This is a genomic window from Nitrosomonas sp. TNE100, assembly GCF_055387135.1.
In genome coordinates, this window is record NZ_AP040997.1 from 1,763,958 (window position 1) to 1,783,114 (window position 19,157).

Annotated in this window: 15 protein-coding genes and 4 tRNA genes; 1 reads left to right on the forward strand and 18 read right to left on the reverse strand. The window is 45.2% G+C overall.

The genetic code is table 11. The features are described 5' to 3' along the window. Nucleotides 1-50: 50 nt before the first annotated feature. From rpoB to ACZ5EJ_RS08390, 17 genes are all read right to left on the reverse strand, one after another. Nucleotides 51-4,130, reverse strand: a complete 4,080-nt coding sequence (rpoB, locus tag ACZ5EJ_RS08310) for a DNA-directed RNA polymerase subunit beta (protein WP_074456454.1) — start codon at nt 4,128-4,130, stop codon at nt 51-53. Nucleotides 4,131-4,495: 365 nt separating this feature from the next. Further along, nucleotides 4,496-4,867 carry a 50S ribosomal protein L7/L12 gene (rplL, locus tag ACZ5EJ_RS08315; RefSeq protein WP_074456453.1) on the reverse strand — a complete coding sequence of 124 codons (372 nt, stop codon included), beginning with the start codon at nt 4,865-4,867 and terminating at the stop codon, nt 4,496-4,498. Between the two features lie 81 nt (nt 4,868-4,948). Next, nucleotides 4,949-5,464, reverse strand: a complete 516-nt coding sequence (gene rplJ, locus ACZ5EJ_RS08320) for a 50S ribosomal protein L10 (RefSeq protein ID WP_074456452.1) — start codon at nt 5,462-5,464, stop codon at nt 4,949-4,951. A 449-nt stretch (nt 5,465-5,913) separates the two neighbouring features. Continuing rightward, on the reverse strand, nt 5,914-6,609 hold the full coding sequence (gene rplA, locus ACZ5EJ_RS08325; RefSeq protein ID WP_074456451.1) for a 50S ribosomal protein L1: 696 nt from the start codon (nt 6,607-6,609) through the stop codon (nt 5,914-5,916). Between the two features lies 1 nt (nt 6,610). Next, the gene (rplK, locus tag ACZ5EJ_RS08330) at nt 6,611-7,042 is read right to left on the reverse strand and encodes a 50S ribosomal protein L11 (RefSeq protein WP_011634839.1); all 432 of its coding nucleotides are present in this window, start codon (nt 7,040-7,042) and stop codon (nt 6,611-6,613) included. A gap of 117 nt (nt 7,043-7,159) precedes the next feature. Next, on the reverse strand, nt 7,160-7,693 hold the full coding sequence (gene nusG, locus ACZ5EJ_RS08335; RefSeq protein ID WP_074456450.1) for a transcription termination/antitermination protein NusG: 534 nt from the start codon (nt 7,691-7,693) through the stop codon (nt 7,160-7,162). Nucleotides 7,694-7,711: 18 nt separating this feature from the next. After that, nucleotides 7,712-8,056 (reverse strand): preprotein translocase subunit SecE, encoded by a 345-nt coding sequence (gene secE, locus ACZ5EJ_RS08340; RefSeq protein WP_011634841.1) that lies wholly within the window; start codon nt 8,054-8,056, stop codon nt 7,712-7,714. Nucleotides 8,057-8,178: 122 nt separating this feature from the next. After that, nucleotides 8,179-8,254 (reverse strand) — tRNA-Trp (locus ACZ5EJ_RS08345). 44 nt (nt 8,255-8,298) lie between these two features. Next, entirely contained in the window at nt 8,299-9,489 is a 1,191-nt protein-coding gene (gene tuf / locus ACZ5EJ_RS08350; protein ID WP_011633671.1) for an elongation factor Tu, read from the reverse strand. Nucleotides 9,490-9,552: 63 nt separating this feature from the next. Then, nucleotides 9,553-9,627 (reverse strand) — tRNA-Thr (locus ACZ5EJ_RS08355). A gap of 35 nt (nt 9,628-9,662) precedes the next feature. Next, a tRNA-Gly gene (locus ACZ5EJ_RS08360) sits at nt 9,663-9,736 on the reverse strand. A gap of 110 nt (nt 9,737-9,846) precedes the next feature. Next, nucleotides 9,847-9,931: transfer RNA gene (locus ACZ5EJ_RS08365), tRNA-Tyr, on the reverse strand. A gap of 103 nt (nt 9,932-10,034) precedes the next feature. After that, entirely contained in the window at nt 10,035-12,197 is a 2,163-nt protein-coding gene (gene pilQ, locus ACZ5EJ_RS08370; protein WP_083331384.1) for a type IV pilus secretin PilQ family protein, read from the reverse strand. Continuing rightward, nucleotides 12,194-12,721, reverse strand: a complete 528-nt coding sequence (locus ACZ5EJ_RS08375) for a pilus assembly protein PilP (protein ID WP_011634844.1) — start codon at nt 12,719-12,721, stop codon at nt 12,194-12,196. Before ACZ5EJ_RS08375 ends, pilQ begins: the two co-directional genes overlap by 4 nt. Next, nucleotides 12,718-13,368, reverse strand: coding sequence for a type IV pilus inner membrane component PilO (locus tag ACZ5EJ_RS08380; protein ID WP_074456447.1), 651 nt, complete (start codon nt 13,366-13,368; stop codon nt 12,718-12,720). Before ACZ5EJ_RS08380 ends, ACZ5EJ_RS08375 begins: the two co-directional genes overlap by 4 nt. Next, on the reverse strand, nt 13,365-13,976 hold the full coding sequence (locus ACZ5EJ_RS08385; RefSeq protein WP_011634846.1) for a PilN domain-containing protein: 612 nt from the start codon (nt 13,974-13,976) through the stop codon (nt 13,365-13,367). The genes ACZ5EJ_RS08380 and ACZ5EJ_RS08385 overlap by 4 nt, the downstream gene beginning before the upstream one ends. After that, on the reverse strand, nt 13,973-15,097 hold the full coding sequence (locus tag ACZ5EJ_RS08390) for a pilus assembly protein PilM (RefSeq protein WP_083331383.1): 1,125 nt from the start codon (nt 15,095-15,097) through the stop codon (nt 13,973-13,975). Before ACZ5EJ_RS08390 ends, ACZ5EJ_RS08385 begins: the two co-directional genes overlap by 4 nt. Nucleotides 15,098-15,255: 158 nt before the next feature. On the opposite strand from ACZ5EJ_RS08390, the gene ACZ5EJ_RS08395 reads away from it, so the two are divergent. Then, the gene (locus ACZ5EJ_RS08395; protein ID WP_074456446.1) at nt 15,256-17,568 is read left to right on the forward strand and encodes a penicillin-binding protein 1A; all 2,313 of its coding nucleotides are present in this window, start codon (nt 15,256-15,258) and stop codon (nt 17,566-17,568) included. A 287-nt stretch (nt 17,569-17,855) separates the two neighbouring features. Here the strand turns inward: ACZ5EJ_RS08395 and ACZ5EJ_RS08400 are convergent, their stop codons facing one another. Beyond that, a complete protein-coding gene (locus ACZ5EJ_RS08400; protein WP_074456445.1) occupies nt 17,856-18,776 on the reverse strand; it encodes a histone deacetylase family protein in 921 nt (306 codons plus the stop codon). Nucleotides 18,777-19,157: the final 381 nt, after the last annotated feature.

Below are 19,157 nucleotides of genomic sequence, written 5' to 3' on the forward strand. Positions count from 1 at the left end.
CTGCCATACAAAATTGAGACAAACACATCAATATCAAACTAATAGAGATATTAATGCTGTTCTAGGTCGATATCCAACCCCAGAGATCTGATTTCTTTAACTAGTACATTGAATGATTCTGGCATACCTGCATCAATTTTATGATCCCCCTTGACAATACTCTCATAAACCTTAGTTCGTCCATTGACGTCATCAGATTTCACAGTAAGCATTTCCTGAAGGGTATAAGCTGCGCCATATGCTTCCAAAGCCCAGACTTCCATTTCACCAAACCGCTGCCCCCCGAATTGCGCCTTGCCACCTAATGGCTGTTGCGTGACAAGACTGTAAGGGCCTGTTGAACGAGCATGCATCTTGTCATCTACCAGATGATGAAGTTTTAGTACATGCATATAACCTACGGTAACCAAGCGATCAAAAGCTTCCCCTGTCCGGCCATCGTAGAGCGTAGTTTGCCCGGATTCCGGCAGGTCTGCCAATTTCAACATATGTTTGATCTCGGATTCATGAGCACCATCAAAAACAGGGGTGGCAAAAGGAACTCCATCTGACAGATTTTTTGCCAATTCCAGTATTTCTTTATCATCCAGAGAAACCAAATCTTCCTGTTTTCCGTTATCGCTATAGATTTTACTTAAAAAATCCCGGATTTCAGACGCATCACGTTGAGAGATCAGCATCTCGTTAATTTTCTTGCCGAGCCCTTTAGCAGCCCAACCCAAGTGCACTTCAAGTACTTGACCAATATTCATACGCGAAGGAACACCCAATGGATTCAGTACAACATCAACTGGTGTGCCGTCCGCCATATAGGGCATATCTTCCACGGGAACAATTTTTGAAATGACTCCTTTGTTTCCGTGTCGGCCAGCCATCTTGTCACCGGATTGCAGTCTCCGTTTAACCGCGATATAAACCTTCACCATTTTCTGAACACCGGGCGGCAGCTCATCCCCTTGGGAAAGCTTCCTCTGCTTTTCTTCAAAGGCAAGGTCAAACAGCTTTCTTTTCTGAACCAGGCTATCTTTAATCTGCTCCAGTTGAAGGCTTGTATTTTCATCAATCAGACGAATATCAAACCAGTGATGTTTTTCCACACTTTCGAGATATTCTTGTGTGATAGTTGAATTTTTTGCCAATTTTTTAGGCCCTCCAGCAGCAACTTTACCTGCAAGTAATCGTTTTGCACGCTGAAAAGCATCTGCCTCAACAATACGCATTTGATCTGCAAGATCTTTTTTAAAGCGCCCCAATTCATCCGCTATTATCTGTTTGGAACGTTTATCTCGATCAACTCCTTCCCGCGTAAAGATCTGTACATCTATTACAGTCCCTGAAATACCTGCTGGCACATGCAAGGAGGTATCTTTAACATCTGATGCCTTTTCTCCGAATATCGCACGAAGCAGTTTCTCTTCAGGTGTTAATTGTGTTTCGCTTTTAGGTGTAACCTTACCCACCAACACATCCCCGGCTTCAACTTCAGCGCCTATATAAACTATTCCTGACTCATCAAGACGCGCACGTTGACGCTCGGATAAATTTGGTATATCTGCGGTCACCTCTTCAGTACCAAGCTTTGTATCGCGACTGACGGCTGTTAATTCCTCAATATGTATTGAAGTAAATCTGTCATCTGATACAACTCGCTCAGATATCAAAATAGAATCTTCAAAATTGAGTCCATTCCAGGGCATAAATGCTATTAACATATTCTGGCCAAGAGCCAGTTCACCCAGATCAGTCGATGCACCATCTGCAATTACATCCTCACGAGAAAGAATATCACCAATTTTTACAATAGGCCTTTGATTGATATTAGTATTCTGGTTTGAACGGATGTATTTGGTGAGGTTGTAAATATCCACCCCAACTTCCCCGGCACGAGTCTCTGCATCATGCACACGTATCACTATACGCCCTGCATCCACATAATCTACCACTCCGCCTCTTAATGCCTTAACCGCAGTTCCTGAATGTACAGCAACCACTCGTTCAATCCCTGTGCCTACTAAAGGTTTCTCGGCACGTAAACACGGAACCGCCTGTCGCTGCATGTTTGATCCCATCAACGCGCGATTCGCGTCATCATGCTCCAAAAAAGGAATCAGTGAAGCCGCCACAGAAACAATCTGGGCTGGCGCAATATCAACATACTCAATCTGGTCTCTGGACGCCAGGGTAAATTCATTTTTATGGCGGCAAGAAACAACTTCATCAGTGAAGACCCCGGTCTGATCAAAATTTGCGTTTGCCTGTGCAATGACATACTGACTTTCTTCGATAGCTGAAAGATATACGACCTCCTCCGTTACGCGACTATCCTTAACCATGCGGTATGGGGTTTCTATGAATCCATATTCATTGGTTCTAGCATAAAGAGCCAACGAATTAATCAAACCAATATTTGGTCCTTCCGGAGTTTCAATCGGACACACACGTCCATAATGAGTTGGATGCACATCACGCACTTCAAAACCCGCACGCTCCCGCGTCAACCCGCCAGGCCCTAATGCTGATATACGCCTTTTATGTGTAATTTCGGATAATGGATTAGTCTGATCCATGAACTGTGATAGTTGACTTGATCCGAAAAACTCACGTATAGCAGAAGACACCGGTTTAGCATTGATAAAGTCGTGCGGCATCAGATTTTCTGATTCAGCCTGACTCAAACGCTCCTTAACCGCTTTCTCAACTCGAGCTAAACCTGCTCTAAATTGATTTTCTGCTAATTCACCTACCGAACGAACGCGACGATTACCCAAGTGGTCGATATCATCAATCTCGCCTCTACCATTTCGCAACTCAACCAGTATTTTGATAACATCGGTAATATCTTCATTTGATAAAGTCGTAGAGCCTGTTAGTTCTTCACGCCCCACCCGCCGATTGAATTTCATCCGACCAACGACAGATAAATCATAACGCTCCGGGGAATAGAAAAGGCCATTGAATAAAGCTAATACGGCATCTTCAGTCGGAGGCTCACCAGGTCGCATCATCCTGTAAATAGCGACCTGAGCAGACATTTGATCAGTACTTTCATCAACCCTCAACGTTTGTGAAATATAAGGGCCGTAATTGAGGTCATTCACAAAAAGAGTACTAATCTCACTATTTTTATTTTGAGTCTGCTTAATTCGTTCAAGTAAGGTTTCATTAATTTCGCTATTGGCTGTGGCAATAACCTCCCCCGTTTCCTTATCTACGATGTCTTCAGCCAAAATTTTCCCTAATAAAAATTCTTCAGGGACAGAAATTTTAGTAAGGTTAGCCTGTTGCAGATCACGAACGTGTTTTGCCGTTATCCGCTTATCTTTTTGTACAAAAACCTTGCCATCTTCAGAAACGATATCAAAGCTAGCCAACTCCCCACGCAAACGCTCCGGTATGAGGTGAAATAAAATCTTATTACCCGCAAGTGTAAAGTGATCAAACTCGAAAAAATCAGCAAGAATCTGCGTGGAAGAATAGCCCATTGCCTTTAGCAAAGTTGTAACCGGCATTTTGCGGCGGCGATCTATCCTAAAATAGACATAATCCTTGGGATCAAATTCAAAATCCAGCCAAGAACCACGGTATGGAATAATACGGGCAGAAAATAACAACTTACCGGATGAATGTGTTTTGCCGCGGTCATGCTCAAAAAACACCCCCGGTGAACGATGCAGCTGTGAAACAATAACACGCTCCGTACCATTAACAACAAAAGAACCAGTCTCTGTCATGAGAGGAATTTCTCCCATGTAAACTTCCTGCTCTTTAACTTCTTTGACAGTTGGTTTTGAAGCTTCTTTATCCATAATAGTCAGCCTGACTCTGGCGCGCAGTGGAGAAGCATAAGTCAACCCTCTCTGTTGGCATTCCTTAACATCAAACACAGATGTGCCAAGCATATAACTTATAAAATCAAGACGAGCGTTATTAGAGTGGCTTTCTATTGGAAAAACAGCATTAAATGCTGCCTGCAGCCCCTGATTCTTCCGTTTACCAGGCGCCACATCTGCTTGCAAAAAATCAGCGTAAGATTCTATCTGGGTGGCAAGAAGAAACGGAAATGGTAGAATGCTGGTACGTTTAGCAAAACTTTTCCGGATACGTTTTTTCTCGGCAAACGAATAACTCATTAAATCACTCCGTGCACTGAAGATATAATCGGGATCGAAGGGCAGTTTATTTGATATAAAACGAGCACCTAAACAAAGCTACAACCTTAACCTATATAGCGGTAATACGTGGGCCAAGAAACAAAATACTCTACCCCAACAACTCATAGACTACAGACATGATATTTAAAGATCAAAGAAACTTTTATTAAACTATGTCGCCGGGATAGGCCAGAGAAAAAAATTTTTGAGGTTTAACTAACAATTACAATTAACAATCTATTAGTACATACTTCTATTTATCAGCGTTATTTCTATACCGACATACGAGATAAAGGCTGACGATACAATCCGTATCTGTCAGCCTGAATTACTAATACAATTAACTATTTAATCTCACAACCAGCGCCAGCTTCAGTCAACTGTTTCTTGAGTGCTTCTGCATCATCTTTAGAAACACCTTCTTTGACTGCTTTAGGAGCACTATCAACCAAATCTTTCGCTTCCTTCAGACCCAAACCGGTGACCGCTCTAACAACCTTAATGACATTAACCTTATTGTCACCAGCTGAAGTAAGAATCACAGAGAATTCAGTTTGTTCTTCAACAGCTGCTGCAGCAGCAGGCGCAGCAGCCACAGCAACTGGTGCCGCTGCTGAAACACCAAATTTCTCCTCTAGCTCTTTGATTAATTCTGATAATTCCAGAACTGTCATATTAGCGATAGATTCTAAAATTTCCCCTTTTGCCATAGCCATTTATTTCTCCTGATATAAATTAAATTCAGATCAATCTGATACGAATCGCTTTAAGCCATCTATATATATATCGGCTTCCGATTACTTCTTATCACATACTGCAGCAAGCCCACGCACAAATTTTGAAGGAACTTCATTAAGTGTTCTAACAAATTTCGCAACAGGCGCCTGTAAAGTACCAAGCAATCTGGACAGCAACTCCTCTCTACTTGGTAATGCAGCGAGAGCAGCGACATCCTTACCGGACATTACTGTCCCGGCCATAGCACCAGCCTTAATTACAAAACGATCATTACCTTTAGCGAATTCATGAAGAACTTTTGCAGTGATCACAGGATCACTGCCAATTCCGTAAGCAAGTGGCCCTACCATTGATTCAGCTAACCCAGAAAAAGGGGTGTCAACAACTGCCCGCCTTACAAAGGTATTTTTGATAACTCGGAAATAAATACCAGATTCTCGCGCCTTGACTCGCAACTGAGTAAGCTGCCCAACACCCAATCCACGATACTCCGCTATAACGATAGCCTGGGCTTCTGCAATTTGATCACTGACCTCGGCTACAATTGCTTTCTTTTCCTCGAGATTATGACTCAAAAGACTCTCCCCATTTAGAATTCAGCCAAAAATTATCGTTACTACTCATAACGATATATTTCCCATTTAAAAATGGCGACCTGAACCAGGAGAAATTTCTCTCTACCTGCTTTATGGGCACACCATCTGCGTTGGGCGCAATTTTTTGGAATAACTGCAAAAACATAATAATCACTTTTTATGATTTACAAGTATTGACTTGATTGTCAGACTCTATTTTCACAAAATTGACTATTCATTTATAAATTTCTGCTACTTTTTGATGATTCACTGTGTTTCCTCATCGCTACCCAGTAAACCTGCAACCATTCCTTTATTGCAATTAAGTTTTCACTCAAAAACAGCAATTAGCATTATAGATTGCTATTTTTAGATAATAAAAACCCCAACGGTCTTTGACAATCTGTTGATACAACATCTTAACAACAGCCCAAAGCCTTTTATTACAACTAATTAATTATTCCAGCATGGTCAACTCGCACACCTGCTCCCATGGTGCTTGAAATGGCCATTTTACGTAGATAAACACCTTTTGATGTTGCTGGTTTTGATTTATTCAATGCATCAACCAGTGCTATAATATTTTCTCTCAAGGCATCTACACTAAACGAAGCTCTACCTACAGTACAATGTACGATACCCGCCTTGTCCGCTCTGAATTGAATTTGGCCTGCTTTAGCATTCTTGACCGCACTTGCCACATCAAGTGTCACTGTCCCCACTTTTGGATTGGGCATTAAACCACGAGGACCGAGTATCTGCCCTAATTGACCAACTATTCGCATTGAATCAGGACTTGCTATTGCCAAATCAAAATTAATCTCGTTTGCTTTAACTTGCTCAGCGAGATCCTCAAGGCCTACTATATCTGCTCCTGCATCTAACGCTTCCTTAGCTTTATCACCTTGTGCAAAAACTGCCACCCTCACCGTCTTACCTGTACCGGATGGCAAGACCACTGCACCCCGTACTACCTGATCCGATTTACGAACATCTATACCGAGATTAATTGCAATATCAACTGATTCGTCAAATTTAGCCGTAGCAACTTCTTTCACCAAAGCCAAAGCATCTGTTAGGGGATATAATCGATCACGATCAATTTTTTGAGTAATTTCTTTGTAACGTCTTGAAGATTTGGCCATATCACACTCCCTCTACTTCAACACCCATACTTCTGGCGCTTCCAGCAATTGTTCGGATAGCTGCATCCATATCGGCCGCAGTAAGATCTTCCATTTTAATTTTAGCAATTTCTTCTACCTGGCTCCGAGTCAGCTTACCTACCTTATCCACATGAGGCTGGGCGCTACCTTTACTCAAACCGGCTAATTTCTTAATTAAAACAGATGCAGGAGTCGTCTTTAAAACAAATGTAAAACTTTTATCTGCATACGCCGTAATAACCACTGGCACAGGCAATCCCGGCTCCATTTTTTGGGTAGCCGCATTAAAAGCTTTACAAAACTCCATGATATTCAGTTGGCGTTGACCAAGTGCAGGCCCCACTGGCGGACTTGGGTTCGCTTTCCCTGCTGGGATTTGAAGTTTTATATACCCTATTATTTTCTTTGCCAAAATATTCTCCTTTTTAGGTCCAAACGAATATTAGCTACAATACTCTCCCTCTTTTTTGCTACAAACTACTCCGAAACCACATCTCCCACAGGAGACAATCGCCCATATATTGCGCAATTATATTTTATCAACCTGATGAAAATCCAACTCGACGGGCGTAGGGCGCCCAAAAATTGATACAGACACCCGTAATTTATTTTTATCGTAATTAACTTCTTCGACGTTTCCATGGAAGTCAGTAAAGGGCCCTTCTTTAACACGCACCGCCTCTCCTGCCTCAAAAATTACTTTTGGCTTGGGCTTTTCCACTCCCTCTCTTACTTGATTAAATATACTTTCTATTTCCTTGTGACTGATTGGAATGGGCTGCATAGATGTCCCTCCCACAAAACCCGTTACTTTTGGTGTACCTTTAACCAAATGCCAGGTTTCATCAGTCATTTCCATTTCAATTAATATATAGCTTGGAAAAAACTTTCTTTCACTTATGTTTTTTTGACCACCCTTGACTTCTACCACCTCTTCAACAGGAATAAGGATCTCACCAAATTTATCTTCAAACTTGTGCAGCACGATCCGATCTCTTAATGCCTTCTTTACACTCTTTTCAAAACCCGAATAGGTATGAACAGCGTACCATTTTTTACTCATATTCCTCCCGGAACACTTTCACCCTTCCTGATCCATTACATATTTAACGATCACCATCAAACCCGAATCAACAATCCATAAAAAAAACGCCATCGTTATAACAAACGCACAGACCACGCCAGATGTCTGAAGTGTTTCCTTTTTGGTGGGCCAAACAACCTTTTTTACTTCTTCTATCGAATCTTTAAAAAATGAAAATAGTTGCTTTCCTTGTATCGTAAATAAAATAACGACCGTCGCGAAAACCAACCCTAATAACAAAGCTACTACTCTTACCACTACAGGGCTATCCTGCAAAAAATAAAAGCTGAAAAAGCCTGCTGCTCCTAATAGTGCTGCTATTCCAAGCTTAATCTTATTCACTTTTTTCGTTCCCGAAAATTACTTTTAACTTAAAAAAATCCAAATTACAAACCTTCTTTTTATTTTTCAGCTTGCCTGAAGATTTGAAATAAAATTATTCAGCTTTGCTTATATCTATACTTTGGCAGGCCAGGAGGGCATCGAACCCCCAACCTTCGGTTTTGGAGACCGACGCTCTGCCAATTGAGCTACTGGCCTATCTTCCAAACAAAAAATTGCAGACTACAAATTTATCAGCTTATTTACTCGATTACTTTGGCGACCACACCAGCGCCGACGGTACGTCCACCTTCACGAATAGCAAAACGTAATCCCTCACTCATTGCTATTGGTGCAATCAAATTGACATTAACCGATATATTATCACCTGGCATCACCATTTCGACGCCTGCCGGCAGTTCAATGGAGCCTGTTACATCAGTTGTTCTGAAATAAAACTGTGGGCGATATCCTGCAAAAAATGGTGTATGCCGACCACCCTCTTCTTTGCTCAACACATATATCTCCGCAGAAAATTTGGTGTGTGGCAGTATACTGCCCGGCTTGGCCAGAACCTGGCCACGCTCCACCTCTTCTCGCTTGGTACCTCTTAATAATATACCAACGTTATCTCCGGCCTGCCCTTGATCCAGCAACTTCCGAAACATCTCGACGCCGGTACATGTCGTTTTGATTGTAGGTCGCAATCCCACAATTTCTATCTCATCACCAACCTTGACTATACCGCGCTCCACACGCCCTGTAACAACAGTTCCACGCCCGGAGATTGAGAACACATCTTCAACAGGCATAATAAAAGCCCCATCAATCGCTCTTTGTGGCTCCGGGATGTATGAATCCAGCACTTCCGCCAGCTTCAGAATAGCTGCTTCACCGATGTCACCTTTATCCCCTTCCAGCGCTTTCAGTGCTGAACCAATAATAATAGGTGTATCATCCCCTGGAAAATCATACTTGGATAACAGTTCACGTATTTCCATTTCGACGAGCTCAAGTAACTCAGCATCGTCTACCATGTCAGCCTTATTCATGAAGACAATGATATAAGGCACTCCCACCTGCCGCGCCAGCAGAATATGCTCGCGTGTCTGCGGCATGGGTCCATCAGCTGCTGACACCACCAGAATAGCGCCATCCATCTGCGCCGCTCCTGTGATCATATTCTTCACATAGTCGGCGTGACCCGGGCAATCAACGTGCGCGTAATGGCGTTTATCTGTTTCGTATTCAACATGGGATGTGTTAATAGTAATCCCACGTGCACGCTCCTCGGGCGCCGAATCTATCTGAGCATATGACTTGGCTTCCCCGCCAAATTTCCTGGTCAGGATGGTCGTGATCGCCGCCGTTAACGTCGTTTTCCCATGATCCACATGGCCTATCGTCCCTACATTTATATGCGGCTTCACCCGCTCGAATTTACTTTTCGCCATTACGTCTGTTTCCTTTTATTAATGCTTGTATCAGTAATCTAATAACCTGGCTGCAGCATAACTTGGTGCCCATGGCCAGGATTGAACTGGCGACCTCTCCCTTACCAAGGGAGTGCTCTACCACTGAGCTACATGGGCGTATAGAACAAGAACATTTCCTCGCCGTAATGTTGTGGAGCGGGTGAAGGGAATCGAACCCTCGTCGTAAGCTTGGAAGGCTTCTGCTCTACCATTGAGCTACACCCGCTTGTGCCCGGTTCACCTGCCTTACATTTAAATAAACAGCCGCACTATCTGCAATGACTAGTGCGATCAAATTCCAGCATTACACACATCTCTGATTTTTGTTACCGTGACTGGTGGAGGGGGAAGGATTCGAACCTTCGAAGGCAGAGCCGTCAGATTTACAGTCTGATCCCTTTAACCACTCGGGAACCCCTCCAAAATAGCAGGGCATTATGAACGCTTAGCCTGATCAAGTCAATGCTATAGCATGGGCCAAATACACAAAATTTTTGATACTGTTATCTTGATTGTTTTTCATATCAATTCAATGCGGATCGAATATTATTACTCAAATTTTCGTTCAGGATACGCGGCGTGACGAATATCAGCAATTCTCGTTTATCATCTCGCTTTGCGGTATTTTTAAATAAATTTCCCAGTAACGGCACATCTCCCAGTAACGGGATCTGGTTACGATCCCGCTTTTCGACCTGTTCAAATATACCGCCGATGACAACTGTGCCCCCATTCTCTACCAGCACCTCGGTGACGATTTGCTTGGTATCAATGGCTGGGCCAGCCGGCGTGCTTTCTCCGCGAGTATCCTGATTAACCTGCAATTTCATGATGATATTATCATCAGGAGTGATTTGTGGCGTAACCTTGAGGCCAAGAACAGCTTTTTTAAACTGAATCTGTGGCCGTGTCACACTAATAGTCTGAAAGGGGATTTCCGTACCCTGCTCAATACTCGCCTCCACACGATTAGCCGTAACCAGGCGCGGGCTAGCGATAATACGGCCCTGACTATCCGATTCCAACGCAGAAAGCTCCAGATTAATCAATGTGCCGTTGTTAATCTTAATCAAGCTCAATCCGAGTGCAGCCGGGCCACCCGCGACTCCTGCAAGCGCAGCCGCCGGTAAATTGACGTTAAGATTATCCCCACCAGACGGTGATATCGTACCAGCAGCCAATTCACTGGAATTGCCCAAATTCCCGGAAATACCCAGTCGCCGTCCGTTAGTCCGACTTCCGATCCGAGTTGCGTTCTGCACCCCAAAACGAGCTCCCAGGTTACGGCTGAATGTATCGGTTGCCTCGACAATACGGGTTTCAATCATGACCTGGCGCACCTGGGTATCGAGATTGGCCACATGCCGAGCCACCTCTGCAAGCCTGGTGGGAATATCGGTAACGGTCAGCGTATTGCTGATGTCATCAACCTCCACCGAACCACGTTGACTCAGAATACCCTTAAGCGGAATCGAACTGGCAGTCCGATAATTCAGTCTGAATGCTTCCGTTTGCAACACTTCCAACTCGGTTATCTGCTGATTCTGCTCCAGCTGTAATCTTTCACGAGCAGCCATTTCTTCCCGTGGCGCGATAAAAATCACATTACCCACCCTGCGTTTATCAAGATCGCTCGTTTGCAGCACGATATCCAGCGCCTGATCCCAGGGAACATCCTTCAACCGCAGGGTCAGATTACCTTTAACTGAGTCGCTGGCAATGATATTCAAATCAGTAAAATCAGCGATAACCTGAAGAATTGAGCGAATTTCAACATCCTGAAAATTAAGTGAAAGTTTTTCACCAGTATAACCTCCATCAATCAGCTTTTTGTGAATGGGCATATCATCACCTTCAACTACCGATCTGACTTCTACCGTGAAATTAGTTCCGGTTTGGTAAGATGTATGCTCCCAGCGCCCTTTCGGCTCGATAATCATCTGCACGTTACCATCCCGCGCGATAGTCTCAATTGTCTGTACTGGTGTGGCAAAATCCAGCACATTCAACCGCCGCTCAAGATTGGGAGGGAGGTAAGCCTTCATGAACTCGATAAGCAACCTTCCTCCCTGACTATGCACATTGACTACCGCACCTGGTTGTGACAGCTCCACCTCCACCCTGCCCTCACCTTGTGTACCGCGATGAAAATCGATATCCCGCAAGCTTAATTGTGCTTCACCTCTTACTGGCATGGAAGCTGAAACGGCGGCACGATTGAGTGATTCCCCCAATTTATTGCCCCGGAGCGCTATCAGCAAATCGTTACCTTCCGTGCTGATTTCATACTTAACTGCTTTTGACAAATTCATAACCAGACGGGTACGGCCCTCGGCAGGCACAACATCCATACTCTTTATTACACCACGACCTGATATCTTGCCAGACTCGCCCAGAGCGCTGGCGACCTGCTCCAGATCAAAATAAAGACGATCGGGATCATTCAGCAATACTCCGGCCGGTAGCGTCGCAATCGGTCGATCCAATGTCACTTTAACAATTAAACGACCATCTGTTTGGGCCGTAATATCCAGTGCACGAAGGATATTTACTGACGTTGATGCAGCTACAACCTGAACGGTCCACGCAACCAGCAGAACACACATCGACACACATTGCCAAGCTCGATGAGCAGCCATGATTATGCAACTCTTGCGCCATTTATTTCCCGTTTTCCAATCTATCATTTCTGCTCCTGAGTTTGCAGCATGAGTACACTGGCCCGTTCAACCCATTCATCCGCACTACCTCGCGTAATCTCTCTCAATTTGACTTCCTCCTCGGAAACCCTTGTAATCAAACCGAAATTCTGCCCAAGGTAATTGCCGGTTTTGACACGGTGCACAGAATTATCCGGTGCCTTAACCAGGGCAAAAACGTACTCTCCACGCCGTAGCGAACCGACCATAGCGAGGTTTTCCAACGGGAAATTTTCCAGTGCCTCTTTGGGACGTTTCAGATCAGGCTGCAACTCATCTCGATCAGACTTTTCCTGCTTGTTTCTTCGATTACTGAAGGGATCTGGAATTTCGAAAGCCTGATAAACAAAATGCTTCGGTGGCTTGATTTCAGGCAGGGGATCTACCTTTCCTTTCAATCCCGTTCCTGATTCCCTGACGAAAGACTCCAGATCTTCATAGCCCTCCTGAGTGCATGCCGCTGTAAACAGCACCACCATCACAGTCATCCAGAAGCGGAATTGATCGTTCATGACGCTCCCTTTGCATTCTTCTGTTTGTTTTTCTCTGTCATTTCCCTTTTGCGCTCTGCAATTTCCTCATCATCGAGATAACGGAAAGTTTTTGCCGTTGCGTTCAATATCAACTGGCGATCTTTCCCGGGAATGATTTCAATATCCTGCAACGTAACAATACGCGGCAACTGGGCCACATCGCTTGCAAAAGCACCAATATCGTGATAATTACCCGTCACCCTGACAGAAACTGGCAGCTCGGCATAGAACTCACGAACTATTTCCTTGGCATTGGGTTTGAACAACTCAAATTGCAATCCTCGTCCCAATCCGGCCCGGTTAATATCCACCAGCAACGCATCCAGCTCGGACTTGTTAGGCAACTGTTTCAGCAAGGTACCCAGCGTTTGCTCCACCTCCGCCAATTGCACACGAAAAAGATCAAGATTGACCGCACTATTTTTTTTGGCTATAAAAGTAGCTTTCAACGTATCTTCTTCTTGCTGCACCTGTTCCAGTGCCTCCCACTGCTCCTCCCAATCCAGAAGGTAACCTGCCACCATGAGGGTCCCCAACAATGACGCAAGTGCACCCGCCTTGAGCACAACTGGCCAGCTGCCAGGCTCATTGGGATTGACATGACGTAACTCTTCCAGCAGATTCATGGTTGCCCCGCCGTTGCAGTAATTTTTGCTGCCATCTCGTTTCTTCCGGAATGGCCATCCTCTTCTGGCAACTCGGTCAATTTGACATTCAAATCGAATTCACTAAGCCTGACACCACTTTCGGTAGCTGCCTTAATTTCAATCAACAATGGCGATTCCAGCCAAGGTGATGCATCCAGATGGCGCATCAGCGTCGAGATCCCAGCATTGGACTGAGCGTAACCAGCAAGGTGCAGGTGCTCATTTGTTTGTTTTAAGCTCTTCAGGTAAACCCCCTCTGGTAACTGCCTGGCTACCTCATCCAGCATATGCACTACCTTGATGCGATTTCCCTGCAGCGATTCAACGATCTCCTTGCGTGCCAGCATCTCCTGGATTTTTTCCTTAATCGATTTTATTTCGGTAATTTGCCGATCGAGAACAGCAATCTCATCCCGCAGATACTGATTACGTCCGTTCTGATGATTGATTTTATCCATCACCATTTCATGTACTCCCCAGATAATCAGCACTCCCAGGCCAACAGTAAGACCTGCCAGTACGGCAAACTGTTGCTGAAGCGCCTTACGCTTAAGTTCACGATGTGGAAGTAGATTAATACGTATCATGATGGATCAAATCCTCGCATAGCCAGGCCGCTGGCAGTCAGCAACACCGCAGCATCCATCTTCAGCTGCCGCGGTGCAATCCGGCCGGATAACTCCATACCGGAAAACGGATTAATCACCTGGGTAATCACCCCGGTACGTTCAGATACGATTTCCTCAAGATCCGGGATCACTGCACACCCTCCTGACAAGGAGATATAGTCAACCTGAGTATGTTGAGTGGAAGTATAAAAAAGCTGTATGGCTCTAGCCACCTCCAGCGCAGCCGTTTCACAAAAAGGCCGCAATACATCATTTTGATAACTCTCCGGCAGCTTACCGTTGCGCTTGGCTGTCTCGGCTTCTTCCGGAGAGAAATTGAACTGATTCTGGATTTCTTGCGTTAACTGATTTCCACCAAAGGATAAATCCCGCATATAGATAGAGGTATCATTTAACAGCACATTAATCCGCGTGACGCTCGCGCCAATATCAATGAGCGCAACCACCTTATCTTTTCCCCCATCCGGCAGCTGACTGCCAATCGCTCTGGAAGAAATAGCCTGGGCAGCAAATTGCTCGATATCCATCACCATTACCTTCAGGCCGGCAGACATTGCTGTTGCCACACGATCTTCCACTTTGTCTTTACGAGCAGCCGCCAGCAACACCTCCACTTCTTCCGGACAATCTGGAGCCGGTCCAATCACCTGAAAATCAAGATTGACTTCATCCATTGCAAACGGTACATACTGATTGGCTTCTGTTTCAACCTGAAACACCAGATCATCCTCCCGCAAACCTGCAGGTACGTTGATTCTCTTTGTAATAACCGATGTCAGCGGCAGAGCCATAACAATTTTCCTCTGTCGCGTTCCCATTCGTTTCAGGGCATGCTGGAGACTGTCACTCACCTGTTCAATCTGGTTAATACCTCCATCTTGCAGAGCATCCATCGGCAATGGTTCGATAACATAGCGTTCCAAACGATATGATTCTGGCGCTCCACTTTTTCTGGATAATTCCACTAACTTAATTGAGGAAGCGCCGATATCCACCCCTAACATTCGGGAGGTACCTGTCAGCATGCCAAAATGGATATCAAAAGATTTCTTCAGCGCCATATCAGCTTTTATTTGCATAATGTTTCGACCAGAAGATTTTTATTCGGATGCAATACTTCAACTGAAGCCGATTCTGACAGGTAAGTGAAAAAATCAATTCATGCAATAACAGTTGATATACCCTTTATAATCTTGCGCTGGATCATTTTTTTACCCACACAACACTCTGCCTTTTAATGTTATTCCGCTGGCTTTTCCGTTTCCTCCTAACTATTCTGGCTGCTGGTTTACTTGCGACGTTGCTCGTGATATTTGCCGCCCTGGTTACGCTACCTTCTTTACCCAGTCTCGATATGCTGACTGATTATCGTCCGAAAATACCCTTGCGGATTTACAGCGCTGATGGTTTGCTGATTGGGGAGTTTGGTGAAGAGCGCAGGGATTTTGTAAAAATAAATGAGGTACCAGAATCTCTTAAACAAGCTGTGCTGGCAGCTGAAGACGACCGTTTTTACCAGCATTACGGGGTAGATTACATAGGTGTTTTGCGCGCCATTTATTCAAACTTCACGGCGGGCAGCACCCTCCAGGGCGCAAGCACCATTACCATGCAAGTGGCACGCAACTTCTTTCTGACCAAGGAAAAAACATTTACCAGAAAATTCAGCGAGGCATTACTGGCTTTTAAAATTGAACACAGCCTGGGAAAAGATCGCATTCTTGAGTTGTACATCAACCAGATTTACCTCGGGCAACGCAGCTATGGCTTTGCTACTGCAGCACAATCTTATTTTGGTAAAAAGCTGTCTGATATTAATTTGGCTGAAGCGGCCATGCTGGCCGGGCTCCCTAAAGCACCTTCACGCTACAATCCGATTGCCAACCTGGAGCGCGCAAAAATACGACAACAATATGTGTTGCGGCGGATGTATGAGCTCAACTATATTTCAGCCGACCAACTCGCGCTAGCAAAGAAAACTTCTATTGCAATTCATCGCCAGGTAAAAGTATTTGCCATGCCGGCTGATTACGTCGCAGAGATGGTGCGTCAGGTTGTTTACAATCGCTATCGTGAAGAAGCCTATACCCGTGGAATCAGAGTTTATACCACGCTGAGAAAATCTGATCAGGAAGCAGCCTACCGTGCGCTGCGCAAAGGAGTAATAGAATATGACACCAGACATGGTTACCGCGGTCCGGAAGCATTTCTGAAACTGCCAAAAGATCCCAAGGATCATGAAGCGCTGCAGGATATCATGCAAAATATCAGCAACAGTGATGATATCCTGGCGGCTGTTGTCCTGTCCGTAACACCTGGTGCTGTTGAGGCCTCCCTCAAGAATGGGGAAACAATCCGGATTACGGGAGACAGCCTGAAAATAGCCAGCAGGTACCTTGGCAAAGATCCAAAGGTTACCGAAAAGCGAATACGCCCCGGTGCTCTGATTCGAGTAAAAAAGACAGAAAAAAACAGCTGGCAAATTACTCAATTACCTGAAATAGAGGCCGCTCTGATCGCAATAGATCCAAACAATGGCGCGATTCGCGCATTAGTAGGCGGGTTTGACTATAACCTCAACAAATTCAATCATGCCACCCAGGCCTGGCGTCAACCCGGATCAAGTTTCAAACCGTTCATTTATTCCGCAGCACTTGAAAAAGGCTTTACTCCGGCCACCATTATTAATGACGCCCCACTGTATCTGGGACCTGATCAGACTGGTGGCAAGGCTTGGGAACCCAGGAATTATGACGGCAAGTTCAGCGGCCCGATCAGAATGCGCACAGCATTAACTCATTCGAAAAACCTCGCATCCATCCGTATTCTTCAGGCGATTGGGCTATCCTACGCACAGGACTACATTACACGCTTCGGCTTCGATAAAAAACATCATCCAGCAGTTCTTCCCATGGCGCTTGGCGCCGGATCGGTCACGCCGATGCAATTGGCCGTTGGCTACGCTACTTTCGCCAACGGGGGATACCATATTCCTCCCTACTTCATTGAACGAATTGAGGATGAGCACGGAAAAATTATTGAGCAGACACACCACACCACTGCAAGCCAGAACGCCAAACAAGTTATAGATCCACGCAATGCATTCCTGATGACAAACATGATGCAGGATGTCGTCCAGAGAGGAACTGCCGCCCGGGCAAGAGCACTTGGCCGCAACGATATTGCCGGGAAAACAGGAACTACCAGCAACGCCTTCGATGCCTGGTTCTGCGGTTACCAGAAAGATCTGGTGGCGGTTACCTGGCTGGGCTTTGATGATCCCAAATCCATGGGAAACAGAGAAACCGGAGGGCAGGCAGCCTTACCTATCTGGATCAACTATATGGCCAGCGCACTTAAATCAATACCTGTCACAAAAATATCTCCTCCAAAAGGTATTGTTACGGCCAAGATTAATTCAGAAACAGGCTTGAGGGATCCATTCGGGACGCTCAATGAATACTTCTTCCAGGAACAGCTTCCGCCGGAAACAGATTATTCTTTCCAGGACCCTGGTTTTACGGATCAAATGGAAGACTGGCTGTTTTAAATCAGAGAGCAGTCGAGTGCAGGAGTATTTGCGCGGTTAACCCTCTTCTACCAGAGCTCCGTAAAGCCAATAAATTCAGCAAGATAGATACAACGAACAATTGCCTTAAATGTCCGTCCAGATCAGGCCGATAAAGGCGGTATGGTGAAGGAGGTTCAACATTCAGCAGCTTCCCGATTGAGGCTTCCTTGAACCAGGGAAATTCTTTGAAGGGTACACAGACTTCCCGAAAAACGGCAAGCTTAGCAAAACCCGTGGTCTGCCCCCTACCCCCTATTACTGGCCTATTATTCTGCTAACGTTCTGATATGTGCAGTCACACTTCTTCCCAATGCGCCCAACGCATATCCGCCTTCCAGCACTGAAACAATTCGGTTTTGTGCATGTTTTTCAGCAATAGCCATTATTTGCCTGGTAATCCAAACATAATCTGCTTCAACCAGATTTAATTGCGCCAGCGTATCTTCCCGGTGGGCATCAAACCCAGCCGAAATAAAGATAATTTCCGGTTTGAATGCTTCCAGTGCCGGCAGCCAATAATGCGTTACCGCTACACGGAACGCTTGTCCATTCGTATGTGCAGCAAGCGGTACATTAATAATGTGATCACCCCCGCTATCAGTGCCGCAATACGGATAAAATGGGTGCTGAAAAGTGGAGCAAAACAAGACACGCGGCTCATCCTGAAAAATATCTTCAGTACCATTGCCGTGATGCACATCAAAATCCACAATTGCTACACGTTGCAGACCATGATGCGCCAAAGCATGTGCTGCTCCAATCGCCACATTGTTAAAAAAACAAAATCCCATTGCCTGATTGCGCGTTGCATGATGTCCAGGTGGACGAACGGCACAGAATGCATTTTTCACCTGCTTGTCGATGACCAGATCCGTCGCCAGAACAACCGCACCGGCTGCATAATAAGCCGCTTCCAGCGTAAAAGGATTCATCGCAGTGTCATTATCAAGACAAACCAGGCCTTGCTGTGGTGCAGCTGATTTGATCTCATGCACATAGCTTTCCGTATGAGCTCGCATCAACTGATCATCGGTTGCACGTGGCGCTTCATATTGCTGTAAACGTGGCAGCGTATCGGTGGCAACAAGCTGTTCCTGAATGGCCAGTAATCGTTCCGGACATTCTGGATGGCCATGTTTCATATCATGCTTCAGATAAATCGGATGTGTAACAAAGGCAGTAGCCATGGAAAATTCCTTCACAGGGAATAAAGACTCAGACACTTACACAATAGATTTTACAGTCTCGCAGCTGGGCGATCGGTGGCAGATAGTCAAAGCCATTTGCTACCCACAGCAACAGATGAGTATCCAGCAAAAGCTTCATGCGCCCTCTTCAAATAGCCTTGCGATTTCCGTTTCATCCATCCGATCAAAATCATCCGGTACATGGATTTGCCCAGCCATAAAATCAAACCGCTTAATCTGAGAAGGCTCCGATGGCCCGGAGCGCAACAACCTTGGCCATCGGTTTGCCAGCCTTGGCAGCTTGTTCCCCCAACCGGGATAATTGAGTTTTAGCGTCGTGAATATTGTATATCCGCATCGTGCTCTTCTAATTAAACTTAG